General features: G+C 74.1%; 21 protein-coding genes and 3 pseudogenes. 12 read left to right on the top strand and 12 right to left on the bottom strand.

What is annotated here, in order from left to right:
- Nucleotides 1-4: 4 nt before the first annotated feature.
- Nucleotides 5-1354, bottom strand: a complete 1350-nt coding sequence (locus RND61_RS02685) for a right-handed parallel beta-helix repeat-containing protein (RefSeq protein ID WP_315875992.1) — start codon at nucleotides 1352-1354, stop codon at nucleotides 5-7.
- Between the two features lie 86 nt (nucleotides 1355-1440).
- On the opposite strand from RND61_RS02685, the gene RND61_RS02680 reads away from it, so the two are divergent.
- The 3 genes from RND61_RS02680 (at nucleotide 1441) to RND61_RS02670 (ending at nucleotide 4074) form a co-directional block, all read left to right on the top strand.
- Complete coding sequence (locus RND61_RS02680) at nucleotides 1441-2598, top strand: Dyp-type peroxidase (RefSeq protein WP_315875991.1); 1158 nt, start codon at nucleotides 1441-1443, stop codon at nucleotides 2596-2598.
- Between the two features lie 155 nt (nucleotides 2599-2753).
- Nucleotides 2754-3041 carry a hypothetical protein gene (locus RND61_RS02675; protein ID WP_315875990.1) on the top strand — a complete coding sequence of 96 codons (288 nt, stop codon included), beginning with the start codon at nucleotides 2754-2756 and terminating at the stop codon, nucleotides 3039-3041.
- Between the two features lie 337 nt (nucleotides 3042-3378).
- Entirely contained in the window at nucleotides 3379-4074 is a 696-nt protein-coding gene (locus tag RND61_RS02670; protein WP_391652721.1) for a helix-turn-helix domain-containing protein, read from the top strand.
- On the opposite strand, the gene RND61_RS02665 is transcribed toward RND61_RS02670, so the two are convergent.
- Nucleotides 4040-4639 (bottom strand): TetR/AcrR family transcriptional regulator, encoded by a 600-nt coding sequence (locus RND61_RS02665; protein ID WP_315875989.1) that lies wholly within the window; start codon nucleotides 4637-4639, stop codon nucleotides 4040-4042. The two genes, RND61_RS02670 and RND61_RS02665, sit on opposite strands and share 35 nt — an antisense overlap.
- Before the next feature lie 62 nt (nucleotides 4640-4701).
- On the opposite strand from RND61_RS02665, the gene RND61_RS02660 reads away from it, so the two are divergent.
- The 3 genes and pseudogenes from RND61_RS02660 to RND61_RS02655 form a co-directional block, all read left to right on the top strand.
- Nucleotides 4702-5532: a class I SAM-dependent methyltransferase gene (locus RND61_RS02660; protein WP_315875988.1), complete on the top strand. Its 831-nt coding sequence runs from the start codon at nucleotides 4702-4704 to the stop codon at nucleotides 5530-5532.
- A 400-nt stretch (nucleotides 5533-5932) separates the two neighbouring features.
- Nucleotides 5933-6700 (top strand): PIN-like domain-containing protein, encoded by a 768-nt coding sequence (locus RND61_RS32595; RefSeq protein WP_391652764.1) that lies wholly within the window; start codon nucleotides 5933-5935, stop codon nucleotides 6698-6700.
- Nucleotides 6681-6847 (top strand): annotated as a pseudogene (locus tag RND61_RS02655) (restriction endonuclease); the annotation flags it as partial. The gene RND61_RS32595 and the pseudogene RND61_RS02655, both read left to right, overlap by 20 nt.
- Before the next feature lie 138 nt (nucleotides 6848-6985).
- On the opposite strand, the gene RND61_RS02650 reads toward RND61_RS02655, so the two are convergent.
- Nucleotides 6986-8179: a trypsin-like serine protease gene (locus RND61_RS02650; protein WP_315875987.1), complete on the bottom strand. Its 1194-nt coding sequence runs from the start codon at nucleotides 8177-8179 to the stop codon at nucleotides 6986-6988.
- Nucleotides 8180-8365: 186 nt separating this feature from the next.
- Between RND61_RS02650 and RND61_RS02645 the strand changes: the two genes are divergently transcribed.
- Nucleotides 8366-8548 carry a hypothetical protein gene (locus RND61_RS02645; RefSeq protein WP_315875986.1) on the top strand — a complete coding sequence of 61 codons (183 nt, stop codon included), beginning with the start codon at nucleotides 8366-8368 and terminating at the stop codon, nucleotides 8546-8548.
- Nucleotides 8526-9011, top strand: coding sequence for a DUF6207 family protein (locus tag RND61_RS02640; protein ID WP_315875985.1), 486 nt, complete (start codon nucleotides 8526-8528; stop codon nucleotides 9009-9011). The genes RND61_RS02645 and RND61_RS02640 overlap by 23 nt, the downstream gene beginning before the upstream one ends.
- A 21-nt stretch (nucleotides 9012-9032) precedes the next feature.
- On the opposite strand, the pseudogene RND61_RS02635 reads toward RND61_RS02640, so the two are convergent.
- Nucleotides 9033-9918: pseudogene (locus RND61_RS02635) on the bottom strand (IS5 family transposase); the annotation flags it as partial.
- Here RND61_RS02635 and RND61_RS02630 point away from each other — a divergent pair.
- Nucleotides 9914-10231 carry a hypothetical protein gene (locus RND61_RS02630; protein WP_315875984.1) on the top strand — a complete coding sequence of 106 codons (318 nt, stop codon included), beginning with the start codon at nucleotides 9914-9916 and terminating at the stop codon, nucleotides 10229-10231. The pseudogene RND61_RS02635 and the gene RND61_RS02630 sit on opposite strands and share 5 nt — an antisense overlap.
- Here RND61_RS02630 and RND61_RS02625 read toward each other — a convergent pair.
- From RND61_RS02625 to RND61_RS02615, 3 genes are all read right to left on the bottom strand, one after another.
- Nucleotides 10191-11195 (bottom strand): HEAT repeat domain-containing protein, encoded by a 1005-nt coding sequence (locus RND61_RS02625; RefSeq protein ID WP_315875983.1) that lies wholly within the window; start codon nucleotides 11193-11195, stop codon nucleotides 10191-10193. The genes RND61_RS02630 and RND61_RS02625 overlap by 41 nt on opposite strands.
- A gap of 6 nt (nucleotides 11196-11201) precedes the next feature.
- Nucleotides 11202-11870: a HEAT repeat domain-containing protein gene (locus RND61_RS02620; protein ID WP_315875982.1), complete on the bottom strand. Its 669-nt coding sequence runs from the start codon at nucleotides 11868-11870 to the stop codon at nucleotides 11202-11204.
- A 140-nt stretch (nucleotides 11871-12010) separates the two neighbouring features.
- Nucleotides 12011-12190, bottom strand: a complete 180-nt coding sequence (locus tag RND61_RS02615; RefSeq protein WP_315876122.1) for a hypothetical protein — start codon at nucleotides 12188-12190, stop codon at nucleotides 12011-12013.
- On the opposite strand from RND61_RS02615, the pseudogene RND61_RS02610 reads away from it, so the two are divergent.
- A pseudogene (locus RND61_RS02610) lies at nucleotides 12116-12730 on the top strand (beta-xylosidase family glycoside hydrolase); the annotation flags it as partial. The gene RND61_RS02615 and the pseudogene RND61_RS02610 overlap by 75 nt on opposite strands.
- On the top strand, nucleotides 12649-13065 hold the full coding sequence (locus RND61_RS02605) for a beta-xylosidase family glycoside hydrolase (protein ID WP_315876112.1): 417 nt from the start codon (nucleotides 12649-12651) through the stop codon (nucleotides 13063-13065). The pseudogene RND61_RS02610 and the gene RND61_RS02605, both read left to right, overlap by 82 nt.
- 77 nt (nucleotides 13066-13142) lie before the next feature.
- On the opposite strand, the gene RND61_RS02600 is transcribed toward RND61_RS02605, so the two are convergent.
- The 3 genes from RND61_RS02600 to RND61_RS02590 form a co-directional block, all read right to left on the bottom strand.
- Complete coding sequence (locus tag RND61_RS02600; RefSeq protein WP_315875981.1) at nucleotides 13143-14390, bottom strand: MFS transporter; 1248 nt, start codon at nucleotides 14388-14390, stop codon at nucleotides 13143-13145.
- A gap of 221 nt (nucleotides 14391-14611) precedes the next feature.
- Nucleotides 14612-15448 carry a class II fructose-bisphosphate aldolase gene (locus RND61_RS02595; protein WP_315875980.1) on the bottom strand — a complete coding sequence of 279 codons (837 nt, stop codon included), beginning with the start codon at nucleotides 15446-15448 and terminating at the stop codon, nucleotides 14612-14614.
- 144 nt (nucleotides 15449-15592) lie between these two features.
- Nucleotides 15593-16543 carry an SIS domain-containing protein gene (locus tag RND61_RS02590; RefSeq protein ID WP_315875979.1) on the bottom strand — a complete coding sequence of 317 codons (951 nt, stop codon included), beginning with the start codon at nucleotides 16541-16543 and terminating at the stop codon, nucleotides 15593-15595.
- A gap of 356 nt (nucleotides 16544-16899) precedes the next feature.
- Between RND61_RS02590 and RND61_RS02585 the strand changes: the two genes are divergently transcribed.
- Nucleotides 16900-17679: a DeoR/GlpR family DNA-binding transcription regulator gene (locus tag RND61_RS02585; RefSeq protein ID WP_315875978.1), complete on the top strand. Its 780-nt coding sequence runs from the start codon at nucleotides 16900-16902 to the stop codon at nucleotides 17677-17679.
- 217 nt (nucleotides 17680-17896) lie between these two features.
- Here RND61_RS02585 and RND61_RS02580 read toward each other — a convergent pair whose 3' ends face one another.
- On the bottom strand, nucleotides 17897-19324 hold the full coding sequence (locus RND61_RS02580; protein ID WP_315875977.1) for a Gfo/Idh/MocA family protein: 1428 nt from the start codon (nucleotides 19322-19324) through the stop codon (nucleotides 17897-17899).
- Between the two features lie 564 nt (nucleotides 19325-19888).
- Nucleotides 19889-23719 (bottom strand): nSTAND1 domain-containing NTPase, encoded by a 3831-nt coding sequence (locus RND61_RS02575; RefSeq protein WP_315875976.1) that lies wholly within the window; start codon nucleotides 23717-23719, stop codon nucleotides 19889-19891.
- Nucleotides 23720-23760: the final 41 nt, after the last annotated feature.

Raw genomic sequence — 23760 nt, 5'->3', positions numbered from 1 at the left:
CCGTTCAGGACGTCCGCACCCGCGCGTGCGCGGCGAGCAGGGACGCCGGCGGCAGCCGGATGTCCTCCGTCTTCGGCAGGTCCGGGACGGGCGGGACGACGGTCGCGCCGGCGGTGGCGGCGTCGGGGAACTGCGGCTGCGGAGCAGGCGCCGCGACCTCGGTGAACGGGATGCCACCGGGGGCCGTCGGCGCCGCCCAGGTGCCGGCCGGCGAGGACGACCCGGCCGGCAGCGGACAGACCGCGGTCGTCGCGAGCCGGGCGGGCACGGTGGTGCGCAGGTCGTTGCCCCGCAGGCAGTTGCCCCGTCCCCGCGTGGCGGTGGGGAACGTCCAGCCGACGTCGACGCCGTTGCCGGTGAACGCGTTGTCCACGATCTGGTTGCCGGTCGGAGGTATGTCGGCGGTCGCGGTGATCACCAGCCCGGCGTTGCGGTTGCCGGTGATGCGGTTGCGGACGAATCGGTTGTCGCTGCCGCCGTCGACGCCGGCGCCGATGCCCCACCCGCCGTCGGCCTGCTCCGGGGTGGCCGTCTGCTGGTTGGCGGCGATCAGATTGCCCGCGATGACGGAACCCTTCTGCGGGAGCAGTTTCTCCTGGTGGTTGGAGTTGGTGGTGAGTCCGACCCGGTTGCCCACCAGGCGGTTGCCGACCACGTACATGTTCTCGCTGGCGTTGGTGCCCTCGTAGCCGACCGCGTTGAGCTCGGCGACGTTGTCCCGCACCACGATGTTGCAGGGCTTGCACTGGCCGACGTAGATCCCCGAGTCGGCGCCGCCCGAGGCGTACGAGTGCTCGATGACACCGTTCTGGGCGGAGAACGCGTAGATGCCGTACAGGCCGTTGCGGGTCGCGGTCACGTGGGAGACCAGGAACGACTTCAGGAAGGTGACGGGCTCGTCGCCGGTGTCGTAGCCGCCGCTTCCCCCGGGCAGACCGGCGGCCGCCTTCGCCGAACCGGTGACCAGGACCCCGTTCTGCGTGTTGTTCTTCACGGTCAGGTTCTCCACGGCCACCCCAGGCGCCGAGACGACGACGCCGCTGGGCTGCTGCAACCGCCCGTCGATGACGACCTGGTCCCGGGACAGACCGCGAAGAGTGATGCGCGCCGTGTCGATCCTCACCGACTCGTGGTACACGCCCGGCGCGACCAGGACCAGGTCACCGGGCCGGGCCAAGGACACCGCATCCGAGATCGTCGGGGCGTCGGCAGGTACCCGGATCGTCACGTGCGCACCGGCCGGACGCCGGCCTTTTCCCGATCCCTTGCCCGATCCGCCATCGCCACCGCAGCCGGCCACCAGGGTCAGCGCGCCCACTACCGCCGCCAGCACGCGAAGAGCTAATCGAGGCATGATCCCAGTCTGACATGCCACCCAATTCCACGCCAGAATTGCCATGTTGAGCAGCACGCGCGATGCGGGTGTGGCACCCTGCCCCCATGCGCCGAGCCGATCACCACCCGACACGCCGCACGTTCCTCGAAGTCACCGGCGCCATGATGGTTGCCGGTCTGACCGCCGGGTGCACATCGGACTCCACCCGGCCGGGCCGGCACGCCCCTGCCCCAGGGGCCACGCCCCCGCAGGTGTCGGCGACGGGCCGCCATCAGGCGGGCATCACGCTTCCCCAGCCGGTCCAGCCCCACCTGCTCGCCGTGGTGGCGGATCTCGGTGCCACCGTGGCTCCCGGTCCGTTGCTGGCCGAACTCGGCGAGGCCATCCGCACCCTCACATCGGGGACGGACGCGCGGCTCCTGGGCCTGCCGCCGGGCGACCTCACCGTGACCGTCGGCGTAGGCCCCCGGCTGGTGCGCGCGGCCGGTGCCTCGCTGCCCGGCGCGGCCGACCTCCCGCGGTTCTCCCGCGAGCGGATCGCCCCGCAAGCACGCGGCGGTGACCTGCTGATCCAGATCTGCGCCAGCGACGCGTTGCTCCCACCGGTCGTCGCCGCCGCGCTTGTGGACCAGGCCGGTGACCGCATCCGCGAACGCTGGCGCCAGTCCGCACGCCGCGGTACGAACGTATCCGTCGGCGACGGCCTTGCCGCGCCGCGCAACCCGCTCGGTTTCATCGACGGCATCGTGGGCCCCCACACGACCGCCGAACAACGACGCGACCTGTGGCTGGCGGGGCCCCCTGCGGTCGCCGGCGGCACCCTTGCCGTACTGCGACGTATGGAACTCGACCTGCCGCGGTTCGCCGCCCTGTCCGTAGCCGAACAGGAAGCGGTCATCGGGCGGCGCCGGGCCGGCGGCGTCCCCCTCTCCGGCGGTACCGCCGCCTCGGGCCCGGAACTCGGAGCCAAGACACCGGACGGGCGCTATCTCGTCCCCGCGGACGCCCATGTGCGCAGGGCGCACGCCACCGTGGTCGGGGTCGGCCTCATGCTCCGCCGCTCCTACAGCACCGACGAGCCCGCCCCCGGCCTGTTCTTCATCAGCTTCCAGAACGACCTGCGGACCTTCACCGCCACCCTCACCCACATGGAGACCTCCGACGCGCTGCTGCCCTTCACCACCACAACCGCGAGCGCGACCTTCCTGGTCCTCCCCGGCTTCGACCGGCGACGCCCGCTCGGTTCCGGGCTGTTCGGTTGAGCGCGATCACCTTGAGGGCGGGGAGACCGCGATGCCTCACACGGAGCTTCCGCCCCCTTGAAGTCGCAGCTCAAAGGGCTCGTGTGACCGTCTCTCGGAGTGCTCGCGCCGGTCGATGACGGCGCGGACCTTGTCATGCTCGCCCCACACGGCGTGTGGAAGGCGAGTTCGAGGACGGCTTCGATTGCGGTGATGCCGGCGTCGCGGATCTCGGCGCGCAGCGCGCGGGCGGCTTCGAGGCAGTGTGGGGTGCCGGCGTCGCGGACGAGGGCGGTGATCCTCACGGTGAAGCCGGTGGGGCGCAGGTCGAGGCCGGTGAGGAGTTGCTGGGCGAGGTGGGTTTCGTCGTCGGCGGTGTCGGGGTCGGCGAAGGCCGGGACGAGGGCGCGGTGGGCCTGGCTGGTGGCGCGTTCGCCGGCGACGCCGTGCGCTCGGCCTGGTAGCGGGCGGCGGCGTATGCGGCGGCGCGGGTCATGTCGCCGTGGGGCCAGTGGATGTCGCCTTCGACGCGGTGCCGGCGGCCAGCCCAGCCGAGGGTGCGGGCGGTGGTGTACGCGGTGGGGGAGTCGCCGGCGAGGCGGGCGAGGTGGGCAAGTCCGCGGCGGGCGGCGGGGGTGAGGCGGCCGTCGCCGTCGGTGACGGTTTGCATTCCGTGGCGGGAGGCGGTGGTGTCGCCGAGGTCGCGGTGGGCTTTGGCGAGGTGGTACACGGCCATCTCGTGCAGCTCGGCGGGCAGCAGTTGCGTCCGTTACGACGACGACGGCGGCGAGGCAGGAGGCGGTGACGGAGCGGTGTTCCTGCTGGCGGCGGGCGGGCGCGGCCAGAGTTCGACGAGCACGTCGGCCGGCGTCTCCAGGCCGCCGGAGGCACCAGGGCGGGCCGAAGATCGACGAGGTGGCGACCGCGCTGCGAGTGCGTCGGGCCACGGTCAGCGAGTGGGAGTCGGGCAAGACCGAGCCGCGGCCGCCGGAGCGCGACGCGTACGCGCGGCTGCTGGACAAGCTCGCCGAGCTCCACCCCGCCCCGACTGACGCGGCCGGCCCCGCCCCTGCGGCGGCCACGTCGCTCCCCGGCCCCGTGGCCGCACCGTCCCGGAAAGTCGCCGCCGAGGTGCCGGCCGCGTTCACCGGCGCGCCTCCCGCCCCGGTGGCAAAAGCGCGGGTCCCGTCCCCGGGGCAGGGGCCCGAGGCCGCGGCCGAGGCCGCGCCAGTGAACACGCTGCCCCACCCCTGCTGCTCCGGTGATCGCGTCGGGTCCGGCGCGTGCCACCAGGAGCACGTCGCCGTCGCGCCGCCCGGCTGCGCGGAAGGCTGCCCCGGTCGGTGCACCGGCGGGCGTCGACCCGCGCTTCGAGTGACCCAGGTCACTCAGGCTCGGTGGCACGGGGCAGCTCAGACCCGAGGGGGCGGGAGTGGCGCGATGTGCGACCTGGGGGTTTTGGTCACGGCTGAGGCGGTCGCAAGGCGCCGGCGATGACGGTGGTCACCATTTTGCGGACGGCGGCGGTCTGCGGTGGGGCGCTTGTCCGGTCGGCGAACAGTAGGTGCCCGGCCCCGACGAGGGTGGGGGCGAGTGTGTCGATGTCGGCGTCGCCGGCCAGGCGCCCCGACTCCCGCTCGGCGGTGAGGTATGCGGCGATCATGGCCGTGCCCTGCATGGCCAGTGGGAGGCCGGTCAGACCGGCCTCGCGCAGCCGGGCGCGGAGGCCGTCGCGGAAGGTGATGAGCGCGACGATCGCCACCGTGACCGGTCCGAACAGGTCCTGCAGCGCGTCGGCGATGTTGTCCACCACGCTGCCGGTGCCGGCGGCCGCGCGCAGAGTCGTGGTCTGGTCCTCGATGCCGCGGACGCGGTCGAGGACCAGTTCCGCCAGGAAAGCGTCGAAGTCGGTGAAGTGCCGGTGCAGCACACCCTTGGCGCAGTTCGCCTCCTCCGTGACGGCCCGGCTGGTCAACGCGTCGGGCCCGTCCCGGAGCAGGACGCGCTCGGCGGCTTCGAACAGCTGGCCGCGCACGTTGTGGATGTGCACCCCTGTCGGCATCGTCTCCCTTTCCGCGCCACCCTCGCCTTAACAAGTGGGCAACCGCCCATTAGTGTGGGCGCATGCCCACTTTATCGCAGGGACAGCCGGACGAGTCCGGACCCGAGCCCCACCGCCACCGGCAGACGGCCGAGTCGTTCGGCGTGGACGCCGAACGCTACGACCGCGCCCGACCGCCGTATCCCCAGCCCCTGGTGGACAGGATCGTCGCGGCAAGCCCCGGTCGGCACGTCCTCGACATCGGCGCCGGGACCGGCATCGAGGCCCGGCAGTTCCAGGCGGCCGGTTGCACGGTGCTCGGTGTCGAGCCCGACGAGCGGATGGCCGCCTTCGCGCGACGCAGCCGTATCGAGGTCGAGGTCGCCAGGTTCGAGGACTGGCAACCGGCCGGGCGGCAGTTCGACGCGGTCATCGCAGGCACCGCCTGGCACTGGGTCGACCCCGTCGCCGGCGCGGCCAAGGCAGCCCAAGTGCTCCGGCCCGGCGGCCGACTCGCCCCCTTCCACCACGTCCCCCAGCTTCCGGCCGAGGTGATCGACGCCCTCGCCGAAGCACTTCAACGGGTCGCTCCCGACTCCCCGTTCAACCCCGGTCTACTGAGGGGATCGGCCGTGGACGCGTACCAGCCGCTGTTCGCGAAGATCGTCGACGGGATCCGGCAGACCGGCAGCTTCAGCGAGCCGGAACAGTGGCACTTCACCTGGGAGCGCACCTACTCCCGAGAGGAGTGGCTCGACCAACTCCCCACCTTCGGCGGCCTCACCCAACTCCCCGCAGACAAAATGGCCGAGGTCCTGGACCGCGCCGGGAACGCGATCGACATCCTCGGCGGCCACGCCACCGTGCCCTACACATCCGTCGTGATCACCTCGACCCGCTCCAACACGGCCTGACCCGCGACAAACGTCGGGCACCGTCGGGGCACCCGCGGACTGAAGCCCCGACGAAGCCCCGAAGGCGGGGAAGAGGACTTGCGGCTCGCATCCCACCAACCGCCTGTAGTGGCCCACGCCGCCCAATCTTCGATGGCACATGCTCAAAGTTCGATGGCACAGGACAACCCGCGCTGCCGGGCAGCCCGCCAAGGGACATTCGCTGCCACGTGCCGACAGCGCAGCCGGCCTCCCCCCGGCACGCCTCGCACCCGGGCGGGGCCAGAACCCGGTTTTGATCACAGCTGAAGATAGTCCCTAGAGCCTTGCCGTTCACCGTCATGGACAGCGCACCAGGCGTTATGGTCAACCCCCTGACACACCGGCGGGGGCCGGTGCGGGGGCGCATGGGGGCGTGGTCATGGAGCCGGGGACAGCGGACGCGGAGGGTCGGGGGCTCTTCGACGACTTCGGGGCCTTTCGGAGCCCGACGACCGAGGACTTCACGGTCGTACTGAGAGGTGGCCTGGTCGTCCCGGACGCCAATGTCCTGCTGAATCTCTATCGCTACACGGAGCAGGCGCGAACCGACCTCCTCGAAGCGCTCGCCGCACTGGAAGACCGCGTGTGGGTTCCCCACCAGATCCTCGCGGAGTTCTGGCGGAACCGGGAGAGCACGATCGGCGACGCCCGGTCGAGCGGGACGAAGGCCGCGCACGACATGACCGACCACTCCGCGCAGGCGGTGCGGACACTGCGGACGTGGGCCAACCGCGTCGCTCTGCCCGACGAGGAGTTCGAACTCCTGAGTGAATTACTGGCCTGTGTGTTCGACTGCCGCTTCCAAGGCGCTGGAGGGCTGGCGCGGCGATGTCGGCGCGCACGCGGACCGCGCGGAAGTACCGGCCGCATTCGACAGCGACCGTGCGGGAGCGGGATCCACGGCCGCGTGGAGCCCGGTGTGGCGAGCGGCCAGCCCTGGCTGGGCGGGTCGGTCAGGCAAGGAGCAGGCTGTCTCAGAAGCCGTTGTCGTAGCACGCCGGTTCCGGGCGGAACTGCGGGCGAGCGGCGCGCTCGTGGACGCCCCGGCCGGCCCCGGGGCGCGCTGGGTGGCGGCCCGGGACATCGAGTGCAACTCCTCCTCGGCCGCCGCCGCGTTGGTGTACGGCTACGACGCGTACACCGCTGACACCGCCGAGAATCGCATCCTGCGCGCCGCCGGCGAGCGGCTGCTGCGGCTGCCGGGCGTCCCCGGCCCCGTCCGGCGGCGCCTGGCCCACCAGCGGTCCGGCTCGCCGACACCCTGCCGCTGGTGCGGGGACAGGAACTGCCGCACTGACAGCCGTCCCGCCTCGGCTCCCGCCGCCAGGCGCTGCGGCTCGCCGAGGCCGCCGCGACGGAAGCCGGCGTCCTCCCGGCCTTCACGGCCGCCGAGGACGCCGGGCGGGCCCTGGCACGGGCCGCGAGGACGGATCTACCTGTTGATCCAGATGCCGAAGTCCCGCGTGGCCGTGTAGAAGTCCTGGAAGCCCAGGCGCGCCCCCGCACTACGGGTCACCGTGCCCTTGGCGATCGCGCCGCCGGTGGCCGAGGCGGTGTAGATCGGGCCGCCGCTGTCACCGCTGCGGGCCGCCTCCCGGCCGTCCATCTGCTCCGCCTCCACCAGGTCTTCGGAGTCGTTGTAGAAGAAGAGGACCTTCATGTTGCAGACCGGGCCGCCCGTGACTCGTGCGCTGGTGATTCCGGACTGGCACAGGTACTCACCCGGGAAGACGTGGTCCCAGCCGTCGACCCGCACGCCCGCGTCGCTGTCGGGTCCCCCGGTGTACATGAAGTTGTCGGAGTTCGTGGGGATGAGCATCACGTCGTGGGCGTCACTGGACTTGGTGGAGGTGCCGATGTAGGTGCCCTGCGGGTTGGTGAACCGATTGCCGCTCCGACCGCAGTGCTCAGCGGTGAGCAGGTAGGTCGCGCTTGCGTCACGCACACCGAATCCGGCCGTGCACGCCCCGCCATTGAAGTTTATCTGTGCTCCGCCCGACCACGGCGCACCGTCGTTCACACGCGAGCGTTCCTGGAGAGGCTCCTCGCTGATCGTCTTCACGGACACGCCGGCGATCCGGTCGACCGTGCTGTGGTCCTGCGCGACGGAGGCGGTGCGTGCTGCGCGGGTGGTGTCCTGTGCCAGGACCAGTCCGCTGCCGTCAGTGGGGATCTTGACACTGTGGCCGAGCGAGGGGTCCTTCTCCAGCCGGGCTTGTAACAGCTCGGAGGCGTCCTTGAGCTCGGCCAGCGAGTGGTCCGCGGCGACGATGTGCACGGGGGCGGTTCTGCGGGCCCGCTCCGCGGCCCGCTGTACGGGCTCGGGCAGGTCGCCCTTCCACCACAGGGTGACGTGGTCTTCCTGAAGGCCGATGCCCGTGTAGCCCTCGTAGTGGCCCCGCTCCTGGGCCTTGGCCAGGATGCTCGCAGCGGCGACGAGGGGTCGCTGCTCGTTCATCTTCCGCAGGTTGTCGGCGCCGACAACCTGTGAGATCGGGACGCTCTTCTCGCTGTTACCGTCGCGCTGCTGCTCGGCGCTGGCGCCCGGAGCGAGGGTGCCGACGAGCGCCATCGCCGCGGCCAGGGCCGAACCCGCAGCCCACAGGCTGGTTCTGCCGTATCTCATGAGTATGCCTTTCCTCTTGGCGTAGCAGTCTGTGATCAGACGGCACAGGCATCCTCATGGGCCCCGATTTACATTCGATCTACAAATGATTAATACCAACCAGATACTCGGGGGTCGGAATTGAAACACGGAGTCGCACGTGCAGCCGGGTGCGGTGCCGGGAAAGCCACCTTCTCGACGGACTCCGTGAAGACGTACGGCTCGACGTCCACGCACGGCTGGACGCCGACCGAACCGTCGAACCGAGTGCCGTACCGGCTCCGGTGCGACCGGCAGGGAGCCCGGCTCCACCGCAGCGTGCTCTCCACCGCCGTCGGCCGGAAGACGGCCGGACCCCACGCCCGTCATGCCGACTTCCTGCGCACCTGAAGGACGGACAGCCGCACTCGGCCCGCGACACCCCAAGTGGGCGCCCCCGCGGGCACCTTCACCCAGCCGCTGTCGTCCACGCGGCGCCCGGCTCGCCCGGCTTCTCGCGATCTCCGGCGATAGTGGAGATCGCGAGAAGCCGATGACGAAACCGCGCCCGCGGTCCAGGAGTTGCCCGCCGCTCCGTGCGATCGCACCGGCGGACCGTACGAGCCTGGAGCCCGGCGAGCCCGGTGTACGGCCGCGCTGCTTCCTGGACTTGCGCCACGCTCGTGGCGCCGGGGGCGGCCGGCCAGGCTCCACTGACCAGCCATGGCCGGGTTCATGGTCGGGGTTGGCGGCAGCCGTCGGTGACCCGCTATCACGCCCCAACTCGTTAGGACGCACCGCTGCCACCTCCCCTGTCGCACACGCCCCAGGCAGTGCCTCCAAGAAAGACGGCTGGGCGGCGTCGGGACCATAGGGCCTGTTGTGAAAGTGCTGGTCGCAGCCACTCGTTGATGGCTGCGACCAGTACCGTCGCTTCGTAGCGGACGGCGAGTTTGTCGTACCGGGTGGCGACGGCCCGGTGGTGCTTGAGCCGGTTGATCCCGCACTCGACCGCGTGCCGCTGCTTGTAGTCGTCCCTTGTCGAACTTCGGCGGTCGCTCGCCGCGCGATCCGCGCTTGAGGCGGTTGCGGACCCAGTCCGCCGGGACCGGGATGGTGGCCTTGATACCGCTTCTGCGCAGGTAGGAGCGATTGCCGCGCGAGTCGTACGCCTTGTCGGCCCGGACCCGCTCCGGGCGCTTGCGCGGCCTGCCCAGCCCCAGCCTCGGCACCCGGATGGCTTCCAGGACCGCTTCGAACCGCGGGCAGTCGCCCCGCTGCCCGGCCGTGATCACCACCGACAAGGGCTTTTGCCCTTGCTCGACCGCGAGGTGGATCTTGCTGGTCAGCCCGCCGCGGGAGCGTCCAAGGCCGTGGCCGGCCGGCTCGACGAAGGTCCCGCCGGGCGGTTCCTTCTGCAGGTCCCCCTTTTCGCCGCTCCGGCGGCGTGCTGGTGGGCCCGGCAGACGGTGGAGTCGACGTTCACGTCCCAGGTGATCAGGCCCTTGGCGTCCGCCTCGGCTTGGAGCCGGGTGAGGATCCTTGCCCAGGTGCCGTCCCGCTGCCAGCGCCGGAACAGGTCGTAGACGCGGTCCCATGGCCCATAACGCTCGGGTACGTCCTGCCAGGGGGCACCGGGTCCGGGTCCGCAGCCGTATGCCGTCTATCAGCTGCCGCCGCGTCCACACCTGCGGCCGACCCGGCTTGATGCCCCTCGGTAGCAAAGGCTCCAGCCGGGCCCACTGGCCGTTCGTCAGGTCCCCACGCCCCGCAGACGTGATGATCAACGAACAAGATCCACTCTCGCAACAGGCCCTGGCCGACCTGACCAAGCCGCTGTACCTGATGTCGATGTGCCCGTCGGGCAACGCCACCATCGAGGACTTCGAGGACGGACTTGCGGACTGGCCGGCGACACCCGAGGCGCCGCCCGCCCCCGGCCGGCGGCGCGTCCGGGCCGTCCTCCCGCGCGTGGCCCGGGAGCCGGCATCGCCGCCGGGCCGCCGAGACGAAGCGGGTGGCCGGTGGCGCGCGCAACACCCCGAAGGGCCCGTCACCGCGCGTCGCGCATCCGCAGGACGTACGTCGCGGTGAGCGCGACACCACGGTCTTCGTCGTGCGACAGGTCCGCGAGGGCACGTGACGCCGTGGCCCCCGGGATGTCCGCGAGCGCCTGGGTCAGCCGCCGCCGCACGGACGGGCCGGCGGCGCCGCGGGCGAGGCGGTCGACGAGCAGGGCGGCGATCCGGTCCGCCGACGCGGGGTCGCCCGCCAGCGCGCTCAGGGCGTCGGCCGCGTCGACGTCGTTCACCTCCTCTACGACCATGTCGACGAGCGTCGGGACCGCGTCGGCCACCCCGCGTGCCCCGAGCGCCAAGGCGGCGTGCCCGCGCACCACGGCGTCGGGGTGCGCGAGGGCGTCCCGCAGCAGCGCGGCCGCCTCGTCGTCCGGCATCTCGGCGAGGCACTGGACGGCGCGTTCCCGGACCTCGGCCACGGGTGAGTCGAGGCCCTCCGCCAGCAGCGCCGACACGCCCCCGCCCGACCGCGCCAGGGCCCATCGCAGGGCCCCGGCGACGTTCGGGTCCTTCTCGCCCAACACGGCCTCGACCAGCGCTTCCACCGGCACCGGGGCCCCCTCGGCCGAGGACAGGGCCGCGCGCTGGCGCTTCCCGGGGCTCTTCGACCCCAGCGCCTTGAGGAGGGCGACGGTCCGCAGGACGTCCTCCCAGCCGGCGGGTTCCGCGGCGCCGATCCGGCGCAGTCGCGTGAGCAGCTCCGTCTCCGCCGCGATGCGTTCCCGCGTCCGGCGGACGAGGTCGTCGACGAGCTCCGAGGGCGCGAAGCCGGGGTCGTCCAGCGCGCGCCCGACGTCACGCAGCGACAGCCCCAGCGACCGCAGGCTCTCGATGTGGAAGATCCGCCGGATGTCCTCGTCGGAGTACTCGCGGTAGCCGGCCTCGGTACGGCCCGTCGGCCGCACCAGGCCGAGCGAGTCGTAGTGCCTGAGCATGCGGGCGCTGACCCCGGAGCGCCGGGCCACGTCACCGATCAGCACGGTCGGTCATCCCTCCCGGCCGGCCCCGCCGAGGAGCACGATGCGCTTCGCCTCCTCGACCGCGAACTCGAATCCGGCGTCCGGGTCGCGCAGCAGCCGTTCCGTGGCGATCGCGTGCCGGCGCACGCGGGGGTCGGGATCCGCCGCCGCGGCGCGCAGGGTCGGCAGGATCACCTCGCCGAGCGCGACCAGCGCCCGGCTGAGGCTCAGCTGCGTCTCGCGCCCGCCGCGACCGAGCTGCGTCGCCAGCACCCCGGCCAGTCCGGGCTCCTCGCCCTCGGGCACCAGCGCGACCGCCGCCCGCCAGGCGCTGCGCGCCACCTCGTCGTCGGCGTCGGTCAGGAGCGCCCGCGTGACCGCCGGCCACGCCCGCCGGTCCCCGATCTTGGACAGGGTGTGCAACGCCTGGCTCCGCGCCTGCGTCCGCTCCGAGCAGAGTTCGCCGACGAGCCGCGGGACCGTCGCCGCCGCCGCGTGGCGGACGAGCGCCCAGGTGAGCATTTCGCGCACTTGGAACTCGGGCTCGACCGCGCAGCGCTCGACGAGCTTGTCGACGAACCGCGGGTCGGGGGCCGTGCCGACCGCCAGCGCGGCCCGCAGCCGCACCGACGGGCGGCCGTCCTCCAGTCCCTGGAGCGCTCGCACCGTATCCGTGTCCTGTTCCGGCATGGTCATCGGGACCACCTCCTGGGCCCCAGTGAAGACCTTGTCACGGTGTCAAGGTCAAGTGGGGCGCGCCATGGGAGCATCGGCCCCGGGCCCGGCGGCCGGGGCACCCCGCCGCGGCGCGGGCCCCTCCCGGCCGCCGGCGAGCCCTACACCGGGGTGCTCCGTGAGCGGAGCATGCGGCGTGTGACGTCGGTGTGTTCGGTCAGTGTCTTGCGCACGACCGGGGGCGCCGCCTCGGCCGCTTCCAGTACCTGGTCGGGGAAGCCGCCGTCGATCGCGAACCGCGGCAGGAGCCGGCCCGTGTAGACCGTGGCGGCGGTGGGCACCCACGGCCAGGACGTGCGGGCGGGGCGCGGAACCGGACGGCCCAACCGCGTGCAACACCACGCCACCGGACTCATGGCGGAGGGTCAGCCGGTCAGGACCCGCGGTGTCCAGCCACCCGGCCCGCCAGGCGTCGAGGTCCCGCCCCGAGGCCCGGCGAGGTCCCCGCCCGGGAGGGCGGCGACCCGTACGCACAGGAGATCGACGGGTTCGACGCGCCCGCCCTGGGACCGCACTGGTCGACCCTGCGCCGCCCCGCCGCGCCCGAGTGGTGCGACCTCACCGCGCGCCCCTCGCACCTGCGGCTGCACGGTGGCCGCTTCCCGCAGAGCCTGAGCGGGGCCAGCCTGGTCGCCCGGCGGATCACCTCCTGGCACTACGCGCTGGAGGCCACGATGGAGTACCGGCCCCGCGGCTTCCAGCACCCGGCGGGCATCACCGCCTACTACAACTCCCGCGACTGGTACTTCCTGCACGTCACCGACGACGAAGGGCGCGCGGTGCTGCGGGTGGCGACCAGCGACCGGGGCGCGGTGAGCGTGGACGAAGCCGGGCAGGAACCGTTCGGCGACACGGCACGGCTCTGCCTGGGCCTCGACTTCGAGGGACCCCGGCTGCGCGCTTCCGGTACGACACCGGCGGCGGCTGGAGCCCCGTCGGGCTGCCCCTCGACACGTCCGTGCTGTCCGACGAGCACGCCGAGGAGATCGTCGACGGGCGGATACGCTCCCTGGGCTTCACCGGCGCGTTCGCCGGTCTGTGTGCCTGGGACCTGGCCGGGGGTGGCTTGCCGGCCGACTTCGACGAGGCGGTCTTCCGGGACGCGGGGGCCGGTGGCGAAGGGCCCGCCGCCCCGGGCGGCGGCGCTGACCGGTGAGGACCGGCACCGGCGGTGAGCGGCCGGGCCCGCGCCCGGGCGGCGCGGCGTCCGGCGGCCCCGCCGGGGCCGCGCGGTCAGCGGCGCCGGCGGTGGGGGGAGCCGTCCGCCGGTGACGGCCGCCGCTCCGGGACGAGGGGGGCGGACGGCACGCGGCGGACGTCGACCGCCGGGGCCAGGAAGACCGCTGCGGCGACGAGGACGAGGACGACGGTCATCGCGGCGCGCAGGCCGTAGTGGTCGCCGAGGAAGCCCAGAGCGGGCGGCCCCACGAGGAACGCGACGTAGCCGATCATCGCCACCGTGCTGACGCGGGCCGCCGAGTCGGGACCGGAGTCACCGGCCGCGGAGAGGGCGAGGGGGAAGCCGAGCGAGGCTCCCAGCCCCCACAGGAGCACCGCCACGCCGGCGAGCACGGGGGAGTCGGCGAAGACGACGACGGCGAGGCCGAGCGCCGCGGAGACCGCGCTGGCGCGGACGACGGGGGCGCGGCCGAGGCGTTCGATGAAGAACCCGCCGCCGAAGCGGCCGACCGCCATGGCGGCGGCGAAGCCCGCGTAGACGGCCGACCCCAGGGCGGGGTCCATGCCGTGGCCGTCGACCATGAGGAGCGGCAGCCAGTCGTTGGCGGCGCCCTCCGCCAGGGCCATGGTGAGGACGATGCCGCCGATCAGCAGCAGGCGCCGGTCCTTCCAGGGCACCGCCCCGGCCGACCGCGGGCCGGCCCCGGTCCGCTCCGGCCCGCCGCGGGTCCTGCCGACGCCGGAGGGGACGGCCCTCAGGGCGTAGGCGAACATCCCGGCCGTGACGACGGCCACGGCGGCCAGGTGCCGGTGCACCGGGAAACCGACGGTGGTGCACAGGATGCCGAGCACCGCCCCCACGACGGTGCCGAGGCTGAAGAAGCCGTGCAGGGTGGGGAGTACCGCCCGGCCGGTGATCCGCTCGACCTCGGCGCCGTCGACGTTGACCGCGACCTCCCCGCCGCCCATGCCGGCGCCGAAGAGGAACAGCCCGGCCGTGACGGCGGGCGCGGAGGAGAGCAGGGTGCCGCCGCCGACCACCGCCAGGCTGAGCACCACCAGCGAGGTCCCCACACCCATGACCGGCCTGGTGCCGAACCGGGCCACCAGCGCCCCGGAACCGAGGATGCCGAGCATGGAGCCGGCGGACAGACCGAACAGGACGAGGCCCATCTCCGCGGTCGAGGCGCCCAGCTGGTCCCTGATGTCGGGGGTCCGGGTCACCCAGGAGGAGATCGACAGGCCGGGCATCAGGAAGAAGAGGAACAGTGCCGTGCGGCGACGGCGTGTGGCCGGATCCATCACAACAGGTTCGATCCAAACTCAACGGGGACGGAGTCCCCTTCGGACGAGAATGCGCAAACGTACACGCTGGTGGAGGGCCGGAGGAAGGGGAGACCGAGGCGGGGAGCCGGCGGGGCCGAACGGCCGGGACGCCGGAACCGCCTGGTGGAGGCGGCCTCCGACGTGATCACCGGGGGCGCGAACGCACGTGGTCGCCGGCCGCTGCGGGCGCACGTCGGTCAGCGGCCGGCCAGCACGCCCAGCAGCCTGGCCACCTCGGCGGCCACCGCGTCGCGCGCCGGGCCCAGGTACTTGCGCGGATCGGCCACGGCGGGGGACACCTCCAGCCGGTCGCGCACCGTGCGGGTGAAGAGCTGGTTGAGACGGGTGGAGACGTTGACCTTCGTCATCCCCGCCGCGACGGACTTCGCCAGGCCCTCGTCGTCGACGCCCGAGGAACCGTGGAGCACGAGCGGCACGTCGAGAGAGGCCCTGAGCCGCGCGACGAGGTCGAGGTCGAGTACGGCGTCGCGGGTGAGCATGGCGTGCGAACTGCCCACGGCGACGGCCAGGGCGTCCACGCCCGTCGCACGGGTGAACTCGCGGGCCTCGCCGGGGTCCGTGCGCGCGCCGGGGGCGTGGACGCCGTCCTTGCCGCCGATCTCGCCGAGCTCCGCCTCGACCCAGACGCCGGCCCGGTGGCAGTGGTCGGTGACGACGCGGGTGGCGGCGACGTTGGAGGCGTACGGCAGCTTCGAGGCGTCGAACATGACCGACGTGAAGCCGAGTTCCACCGCCTCGTGGACGAGCTGCTGCGACTCGGCGTGGTCGAGGTGGACCGCCACCGGAACGGCGGCGGCACGCGCGATGGCGAGGCCGGCCAGGCCGATCGGGGCGAGGGCGCCGTGGTAGCGGACGGTGTTCTCGCTGATCTGGAGGATGACCGGGAGCGCGGCGCGCTCGGCGCCCGTGACGATCGCCTCGGCGTGCTCGATCTGCACGACGTTGAACGCTCCGACACCGATGCGGGCGGCGCGGGCGGGCCCGACGATGTGGTCGGTGGGGGTCAGCGGCATGGGGTTCTCCACGGAGCGGTGGCGGGGGGAACGGCCGGTGAGGCGGGCCGGGCGGTCGCGGCGGCGAGGGCCGCCGGCGCCGGGGCGCGGTCGACGCGGGCCGGGGGCCCTGCCCGTGCCGGTCGCACCCGTACGGGCGGGTGTTCAGGCGCCGGCGCCACCGAGGACGACGGAGCGGGTGAGGTTGCGGGGGCGGTCGGGGTCGTGGCCGCGGGCTTCGGCGAGGTGGACGGCGAGGCGCTGGGCCCGGATGAGGTCGGCGAGCGGGTCGAGGGCGTCGGCCCGGTCGCCGGAGGCGGCGGAGCAGAGGCCGCCGGCGCGGGCGACGTCGTCGGTGAGGCCGTGCGGCGCGGGGCCGAGGATCCAGGCGACGCGGTTGGGCCCGGTGATGCTGACGGGGCCGTGCCGGTACTCCATGGCCGGGTACGCCTCGGTCCACGCGCCGGCGGCCTCGCGCATCTTGAGGGCGGCTTCGAGGGCCAGGCCGTAGGTCCAGCCGGTGCCGAGGAAGGTGAACTGCTCGGCGCTGCGGACGGCGGGGTCCAGCGGCTCGGCGACGGCGCGCTCGGCGTCCTCGACGGCCCGTGCCAGTGGGCGCACCCCGGCGGGCAGGGCGTCCTCGGCTTCGAGGTGCGCGCGCAGCAGGGCCAGGGCGGAGGTGGCGAACCTGGTCTGGACGACGGACCCCTCGTCGGCGAAGTCCAGCACGGCGACCTCGTCCGCGGCCGTCACCACAGGGGTCTCGGGGTCGGCCGTGATCGCGACGGTGGCGACGGTGCCCCTGGTTCGGGCGAGGAGGTCGAGGACCTCGGTGGTGGTGCCGGAGCGCGTGAGGGCGATGACGCGGTCGTAGGCCCGACCGTACGGGAACTCGGACGCGGCGAAGGCGTCGGTCTCGCCGTGGCCGCCGCCCTCGCGCAGTCCGGCGTAGGCGAGGGCCATGAACCAGGACGTCCCGCAGCCCACGACCGCCACGCGCTCGCCCCGCCGGGGCAGGGCCTGGGCGAGGGGGGCGACGGATTCGGCCGCGCGCCTCCAGGTGTCCGGTTGGGAGGCGATCTCGACGGAGGTGAGGGAGGGCTCGGATGCGGTCACGCGACTCCTTGGGCTCGGTGGGGGCGGGGAGGCGAGGCGGGACGGGGCCGCGGGCGGGGCGGGGACGGGGCGCCGCACCAGGCGGTGCCCCGTCCGGCACATGCTCGGTCACGCCCACTCTTGATGTCAATTGATGCTCGATAAATCGCTGATTCGAGCAGAGATGAACAGTAGTAATGGCTGGACTCGTGTGCGGGACGTGCCCCGCGGCCCTGTCCGGGACGATCGGCGGTGCTCGGTGTCGGCCGCGCTACGATCAACTTCGCGCACGCTCCTTCGGCCCGCTGCGGGCCCCACGCGGCCGGCAGGCCCGAGCGCGCGGTCGGACGTCCCAGGGGCCCGGAAAGGTGCGGCACATGTCCAAGCAGGAGCGGTGGAGCAGGCTGCTCGAATTGCTGGCCGTCGAGGGCAGGTTGGACGTGGAGGAGGCGGCCGCGTCCGTGGCGGTGTCGCCCGCCACCATCCGCAGGGACCTCGACGAGCTCGCCGAGCAGCGGCTGCTCGTCCGCACCCGCGGGGGGGCGATCGCGCACGGTGTCTCGTACGAGCTGCCCCTGCGGTACAAGTCCTCCCGCAGGGCCTCCGAGAAGCAGCGGATCGCCGGAGCCGTGGCGGACCTCCTGAGCGTGGGGGACGTGGTCGGCCTCAACGGAGGCACGACGACCACCGAGGTGGCGCGGGCGCTGGCCCTGCGGACGGGTGAGGACCGGTCCGGCCCGTCGTACACCGTCGTCACCAACGCGCTGAACATCGCCGGCGAGCTGGCGGTGCGGCCGCAGTTCAAGATCGTGGTCACGGGTGGTGTGGCGCGCCCGCAGACCTACGAACTGGTGGGCCCGCTGACGGGAGGGGTGCTGAACGAGGTGGTGCTCGACGTCGCCGTCCTCGGGGTCGACGGCGTGGACCCCCGACTGGGCGTCATGACCCACCACGAGGACGAGGCGGGCATCAGCCGGCACTTCGCGGAACGCGCCCGCAGGGTGATCCTGGCGACGGACTCCTCCAAGATGGGCCGGCGCGCCTTCGCGAGGATCTGCGGCCTGGACCGGATCGACGTCGTCGTCACCGACTCCGACCTCCCCCCGGACGCGGCGGCCGGGCTCGCGGACGCGGGCATCGAAGTGATCGCAGTCTGAGGGTCCGCCGGGCGCGCCGCGCCCGGGCCCTGGGTTCCGGGGCCGTTCGGGGACCCGGCCCCGGAACCCGGCCCGTGCCGTGGCGTCTGCGGCGGGGCGCCGCCGACGTCGCGCGGGGCAGGGACCGGACGAAGGCGGCGACCGCGCCGGCGAGGTGGCGCCGACGTCGCACGGGAAGGGCCGTACGGCCCGGTCCACCGGCCCCGCTGGCGGGGCGTCAGGCGGCGGGCGGCATGTCGGAGGGCCGGGAGTCGAGTCCGGTCCGCAGGTTGACCCATTCGCCGCGGGTGAAGTCCGGTACGGCCACCGGGCGTCCGCCGGCGGCGAGGGAGGCGACGCTGAGCGGTACGGGAGCGCACCAGGCCGCCGCGTCGTAGACGTCGATGTCGGGGACCGCGCCGGTGCGCATCAGCTGGACGGTGCGCCACTGCAGGACGTAGTCCATGCCGCCGTGGCCGCCGTTGTTCGCCGCGTCGTCGCCGACCTTCTTCCACAGCCAGTGGTCGAACTCCTCGCGGTACGGGGCGAAGTCGCGCCAGGCGTGGCCGGTGTGGTCCGGTTCCAGGTAGATCCGACCGCCGCCGGCCGAGGCGACCCCGGCGTAGTCCTCGAAGATGCCGCGGCTTCCGGCGAGGGAGTTGATGCGGCTGTAGGGGCGGGGGGAGCTGACGTCGTGCTCCGCGCGGATGACCCTGCCCTTCGCCGTGTCGATCATGCAGGTGACGAGGTCGCCGTTGACGTAGGTCTCCTTCCACGACGGGTGCGACCGGTCGACGAAGCGGGCGCGGTAGTCGGCCAGGCCCCTGGGCTCGGTGGCGGTGGCGCGCAGGGCGGTCATGCGGTCGCCGCGGTTGACGTCCATGGCTGCGGCGATCGGTGCGAGGCCGTGCATGGGGTAGAGACTGGCGGTGCTGCGGGTGTGCCAGAGCCGGCGCCAGGCGTCGGTGTAGTACGTGTCGGAGAACAGCAGCGCGCGCAGGTCGTGGAGGTAGCCGCCGTGACCGTTGGTGACGTCGCCGAACAGGCCCTCGTGGGCCATCCTCAGCATGGCCAGTTCGTTGCGGCCGTAGCTGCAGTTCTCCGCCAGCATCAGGTGCCTGCGGGTGCGCTCGGAGGTGTCGACGAGCTCCCACAGCTCGTTCAGCCCGGTGGCGACGGGCAGTTCGACCATGACGTGCTTGCCCGCCAGCAGCGCCGCCCTGCCCTGTGCGAAGTGGAACTCCCACGGCGTGGCGATGTAGACGAGGTCGACGTCGTCGCGCTTCAGCAGCTCCCTGAACGCGGCGGGCGAGCCCCCGGTCTCGGCGGGCCTGGGCCTGCCCTCGGAGACGAGCCGGTCGGCGGTGCGCTTGGCGCGCTCGCGCCGGACGTCGCACACGGCGGTCACGGCGCAGCCGGGCACGGCGGCCCAGCCCAGGGCCATCCCCGAACCGCGGTTGCCGAGGCCGATGACGCCGACGCGCACCGTGCGGTGCACGTCGAAGGGGGTCCTGACCATGCTCTTCTGGCCGGGCCCGCGCCGGGGTGCGACCGGAGCGGCCTCGGCGGCGGCCGGCACCGCCGCCCCGAACCCGGTCAAGGCCGCCCCGGTCGCGACGGCGCCCCCCATGAGCGAACGGCGGGAAACGGAAAAGGAGTCGGACATGGCGCTCCTCGGTGCAGAGACGGGCTCGTGTGCGGCATGACTCTGTCGGGGCGAGGCCATGGTGTCAATGGATGCTTGAAAACTGGCTGTTTCACGTGTTCTCGATCAAACGAACTGCGTGAAGCGCGCAGTTCCGGATCCCGGTGGCCGTTGGCGCGCTGACCGGTGAGGAGGGGCGGGCCGCCCCCGTCGGGCAGCGGGCGCGGGTCCGGGGCGGCGCTTTGCGGGCCGCGAGGGTCCGTGCGCCGGGGGCTGCGCGGCTTCGTCCGGGGCCCCGGCGGCCCGCTCGGCCGGGAGGGGCCGGCGGGCCACGGCGGGCGGGCCCCGTCCGGCAGGCGTCCCTCCGCGCGGGACGGCGGGGCGCCCCAGCCCCCCTCCCCAGCCCCCCGTCTCCGGCCGCCCGTCCCCAGCCCCCCGTCTCCGGCTGCCCGCCCCCGGCCGCCCGTCCCCAGCCCCCCGTCTCCGGCTGCCCGCCCCCGGCCGTCCGGGGCGGGCCGCCGGCCGAGCGAGGGGCCGGCAGGCCGCGGCGCGTCGGCCCCTCGCCCGGTCGGCAGCACCTTCCGGTCAGCAGACCTTCCGGTACGGGACGCCCGGCAGGTACGTCTCCCAGTCGTCCGGCGAGAGCCCGCCGCCCGCGCGCCCGCACACGGACGCCGTCAGGCTCTCGGGGGCCACCGGGTGGGACCGGATGCCGCTGTGCTCGCCCGCGCTGTGCACGGTGCGGCCGTCGGGGGAGAAGGCCACCGCGACGATGCCGTCGCCCGGCGTCGGCAGCGGCGACCCCAGCGGCTGGCCCGACGCCACGTCCCAGAGCTGGAGCGTGCCGCCGTCGCCCGCGACGGCCAGGGTCGTCCCGTCGGGTGAGAAGGCCAGCGCCTTGACGGCCTCGACCGTGCCCCGGCGGGCGGCGTTCTGGGCGCCGAGGAGGGCCCCGCGCCGCCGTGTGACGTCGCCGTCCCAGAGGGTCACCCCTCCCGCGCCGTCGCCGACCGCCAGGTGGGCGCCGTCCGGGCTGAAGGCGAGCACGCCGGTGGCGTCCATGTGGAGGCCGCGCGAGGTGACCCGGCCCGTGGGCAGGGCGAAGGTGTGCCGGGGGGTGGCGACCAGCCGGCCGTCGGGGCGCACCAGGGGCGTGCTGGGGCGCGGGGAGAAGTCGAGCACCGTGAAGTGGGACCGGGACTGGTCGGCGGGCCGCGTCCGCTGCCTGCGGGACAGGTCCCAGATGTCGACGGTGTCCATGCCGTAGCGGGTGACGAGCAGGGACCGTCCGTCCGGGGTGAAGGCGAGCCCGGTCATGGGCAGCCGCGCCGAGTAGGGCGGGTGGGGGTCCGCCAGGGGGCGGGCGGGCGCGTCGGCCCGCACGTCCCACAGGACCAACTGCCGGTAGTCCTTCCGCTCGTCGTCCCCGAACAGGCTCGTCCTGCCGTGGACCAGGGTCCGGCCGTCGGGGCTGAGCGCGAGCAGGGTGTAGCACTCGTCGTCGCCCAGGGGAGGGCTGCCCTCCGAGCAGGGGACGGCGGGGGTGCGGGCCAGCCGGCGTCCGTTCGGGACGCGGTACGCCTCGAAGTACGACGTGCCGCCCCGGCGGCGGTCGACCGCGAGGGTCAGGCCGTCCCGGCTGAACGCGCCCTTGGAGGCGGGCTCCGGGTTCCAGTCCGCGGCCATCGCGGGGCCGTAGGACACCGTCCGCACGACGGTGTCCGAGCGGTGGCGCTCGGTCACGTAACGGATCACCCCGGCCGCCGTGTCGATCCTGAGCTGGGTGGCGGCCTCGTTGGCCAGCGGGAAGCGGAAGACCGGCTCCCCGGGCGAGGCCAGGCGCCACAGCAGGACCTCGCGGTTGTCCGCCGCCACGGCGAACCGCCCGTCGGGGCTCGCCGTCGCGTCGGTCAGGCCCGGGTGGCGGACCGGGGTGCGCTCCCGCCCGGCGACCGGGTCCCACAGGCGCAGCCCGTCGGGGGACCGCGCCATCAGGGTCCCGCCGTCCCCGGTGAACGCGAAGGACTCCGCGGCGCACGCGCCGGACCACGTCGCGGGCAGCCTGCGGCGCTGGGCGACGTCCCAGACCTCCAGGGCGGCGGCCTCCTTCCCCGCGCTCCCGCCGGCCCCCCGCGCGCACAGGGCCAGCAGGCGGCCGTCGGGGCTCACGGCCCACCTCGGGTCGAGCCCCGTGGGCCGCTCGATCAGGAGCCGGCCGCCCCGCGCGTCCCGCAACCCGAGGCGGCCCCGGCCGTTCCCGCCGAGCCACGTCTCCACGACGGTGCGGCCGTCGGGCGCGTAGCCGTCGACCGAACCGTTCGTCCGCCGGGGGTCGTCGACCGGTTCGCCCGACGCCAGGTCCCATCGCTGGACGTCGGGGCCCTCGCCCTGCGTCCGGGACAGCAGCGCCGTCCGCCCGTCGGGGCTGATCCCGGTCACCCGCCTGTCGTAGGAGGTCGGGACCGGCGGTCCGACCGCCCTGCGCGTGGTGACGTCCCACGCCCGCACCCCGGACTCGCCGGTGGTGACGACGGTGCGGCCGTCCGCGCTGAGGCGGACCGGTACCGCGTCGGAGGTCGTCGTCGGGTTGTCCCCGTCCGGGACGTCGTACGTGTCCGCCTCCGGCTGTGCGAACGCCCCGAGCAGCGCCGAGCGGGTCTCCGTCGTCTGCTTGAGCGTCCACGCGGCCAGGCTCAGGCGCATCGCCAGGACCGGGTCGGAGGCGCGCACGCCCTGGGCCAGCGAGGCCACGCGGCGGGCGGCGGCCTCCTCGCGCTGCTGGCGGCTCTCCTCGCGCTGCTGCCGGCTGTCGCGGCCCTGCTGCCAGGCCGCCGCTCCGGCCACCGTGACGAGGACGACGAGCAGCGCCACCGCGGAGGTCACCGTGCGGCGGGTCCACCGCGCCCGGGTGCGGGCCGCGGTGCTGGCCCGCAGGAACTCCCGCTCCGCCCGGGTCAGCTCCCGCTGGTCCCGGGCGGAGGCGAAGGCGAGTTCGGCCTCGGCCAGCTCGCCGCCGCGCAGCAGCGCCCCGCCGTCGCGCTGCCGGGCCAGCCAGTTGTGGGTCGCCTGGGTCAGGCGCCGGTGGCGGCGCAGTCGCTCGCGGCCCTCGTCGATCCAGTCGCGCAGCCGCGGCCACGCGGTGATCAGCGCCTCGTGGGCCAGGTCCACGGTGTCCTGGTCCAGCGTGACGAGCCGGGCACGGGCCAGCCGGTCGAGGACCGCGTGCGCGTCCGACTCCGCCCCGGCGGGGACGACCTCGGAGCGGCTGACGGGGCGGCGGGTGTCCGGGGCACCCTCGCCCGGGGTGATCAGGCTCAGCAGGATGCGGCGGGCCGCCTCGGCCTGGGCGGGGGTGAGGTCCGCGTACAGGTCCTCGGCCGTCTGCGCGAGGGCGCCGTGCAGCCCGCTCGCGGCGCGGTACCCCTCCAGGGTCAGGGTGCGGCCGCGGCGGCGGCGCCAGGTCTCCAGCAGGGCGTGGGAGAGCAGGGGGAGGCTGCCGGGCTCGTCGGCGACCTCCTCCACCAGACGCGCGGTCAGGGCCCGTTCGACGATGAGCCCGCAGGCGGCCGCCGGCTTCACGATCGCCCCGCGCAGCTCCGCGGCGGTCAACGGGCCCACGGGCAGCGCGGCCTCCCGGAAGGCGGCGGCCAGCCCGGGATGGGCGAGGCACCGGGGATGGAAGTCGGCGCGCACGCCGAGCACCACCCGCAGCCGGCTGTCGGCCCGGCGGGCGGCCAGCAGGGCGGTGAGGAACGCGTCCCGCTCCCGCGGGTCGGCGCAGAGCGTGAACACCTCCTCGAACTGGTCCACGACCAGCCAGGTCTCGCCCTCCCCGCCGGCCGGGACGAGCAGTCTGCCGTGGGTCCGCATCGGGTGCTCGCCCGGCGTGAGGACCCGCAGGGCGGCCGCCCGGGGCAGCGGGGCCCGAGACCGGCGCAGCCGGGGGATGAGACCGGCGCGCAGGAGGGACGACTTGCCGCTGCCGGACGGTCCGAAGACCACGGAGAAGCGGTGCGCGGCGACCAGGTCCGTCAGCTCGTCGGTGAGCTGCCCCCGCCCGAAGAAGACCGCCTCGTCCTCGGGTTCGAAGCGGGCGAGGCCGCGGTAGGGCGGGTCGCTCCCGTCGTCCGTGCCGGAGGCGAGTTCGGCGAGGTGCTCCGCCTCGGCGGCGCGCCAGCGGCGCTCCCACTCCTCGGGATCCCCGCCGCAGGCAACCGCGTACGCCAGGGCGACGGGCAGCGTCGGCAGCCTCTCCCCGGCGGCGGCCTGGGAGAGCGCCGTCACCGAGTACCCGGCGCGCCGGGCCATCTCCCGGTACGACAGCCCCCCGGCCTCCCGGCGCAGCTCGCGCAACTCGTGGGCGAAGCGCGGCACCTGCCCCGCCGTCGGATCGAGCTCCTTCTCCGGTCGTCCCACACCGCCCCCGTTCAACTGATCAAGGCCCTTCGCACAGGAGG

The sequence above is a fragment of the Streptomyces tamarix genome (genome assembly GCF_032423885.1).
Taxonomy (GTDB): Bacteria; Actinomycetota; Actinomycetes; order Streptomycetales; family Streptomycetaceae; genus Streptomyces; species Streptomyces tamarix.
Note: the sequence above shows the minus strand (reverse complement) of the source record. Positions and strands in the feature narration are given on the sequence as shown.

Coding starts and splice junctions, on each gene's coding strand:
- RND61_RS02595 (WP_315875980.1), bottom strand. CDS start 15,448: ATGCCGCTGACCCCCACCGACCACATCGTCGGGCCCGCCCGCGCCGCC.
- RND61_RS02680 (WP_315875991.1), top strand. CDS start 1,441: ATGCGCCGAGCCGATCACCACCCGACACGCCGCACGTTCCTCGAAGTC.
- RND61_RS02580 (WP_315875977.1), bottom strand. CDS start 19,324: ATGTCCGACTCCTTTTCCGTTTCCCGCCGTTCGCTCATGGGGGGCGCC.
- RND61_RS02600 (WP_315875981.1), bottom strand. CDS start 14,390: ATGGATCCGGCCACACGCCGTCGCCGCACGGCACTGTTCCTCTTCTTC.
- RND61_RS02620 (WP_315875982.1), bottom strand. CDS start 11,870: ATGACCATGCCGGAACAGGACACGGATACGGTGCGAGCGCTCCAGGGA.
- RND61_RS02640 (WP_315875985.1), top strand. CDS start 8,526: ATGCCGACTTCCTGCGCACCTGAAGGACGGACAGCCGCACTCGGCCCG.
- RND61_RS32595 (WP_391652764.1), top strand. CDS start 5,933: ATGGAGCCGGGGACAGCGGACGCGGAGGGTCGGGGGCTCTTCGACGAC.
- RND61_RS02665 (WP_315875989.1), bottom strand. CDS start 4,639: ATGCCGACAGGGGTGCACATCCACAACGTGCGCGGCCAGCTGTTCGAA.
- RND61_RS02685 (WP_315875992.1), bottom strand. CDS start 1,354: ATGCCTCGATTAGCTCTTCGCGTGCTGGCGGCGGTAGTGGGCGCGCTG.
- RND61_RS02650 (WP_315875987.1), bottom strand. CDS start 8,179: ATGAGATACGGCAGAACCAGCCTGTGGGCTGCGGGTTCGGCCCTGGCC.
- RND61_RS02660 (WP_315875988.1), top strand. CDS start 4,702: ATGCCCACTTTATCGCAGGGACAGCCGGACGAGTCCGGACCCGAGCCC.
- RND61_RS02585 (WP_315875978.1), top strand. CDS start 16,900: ATGTCCAAGCAGGAGCGGTGGAGCAGGCTGCTCGAATTGCTGGCCGTC.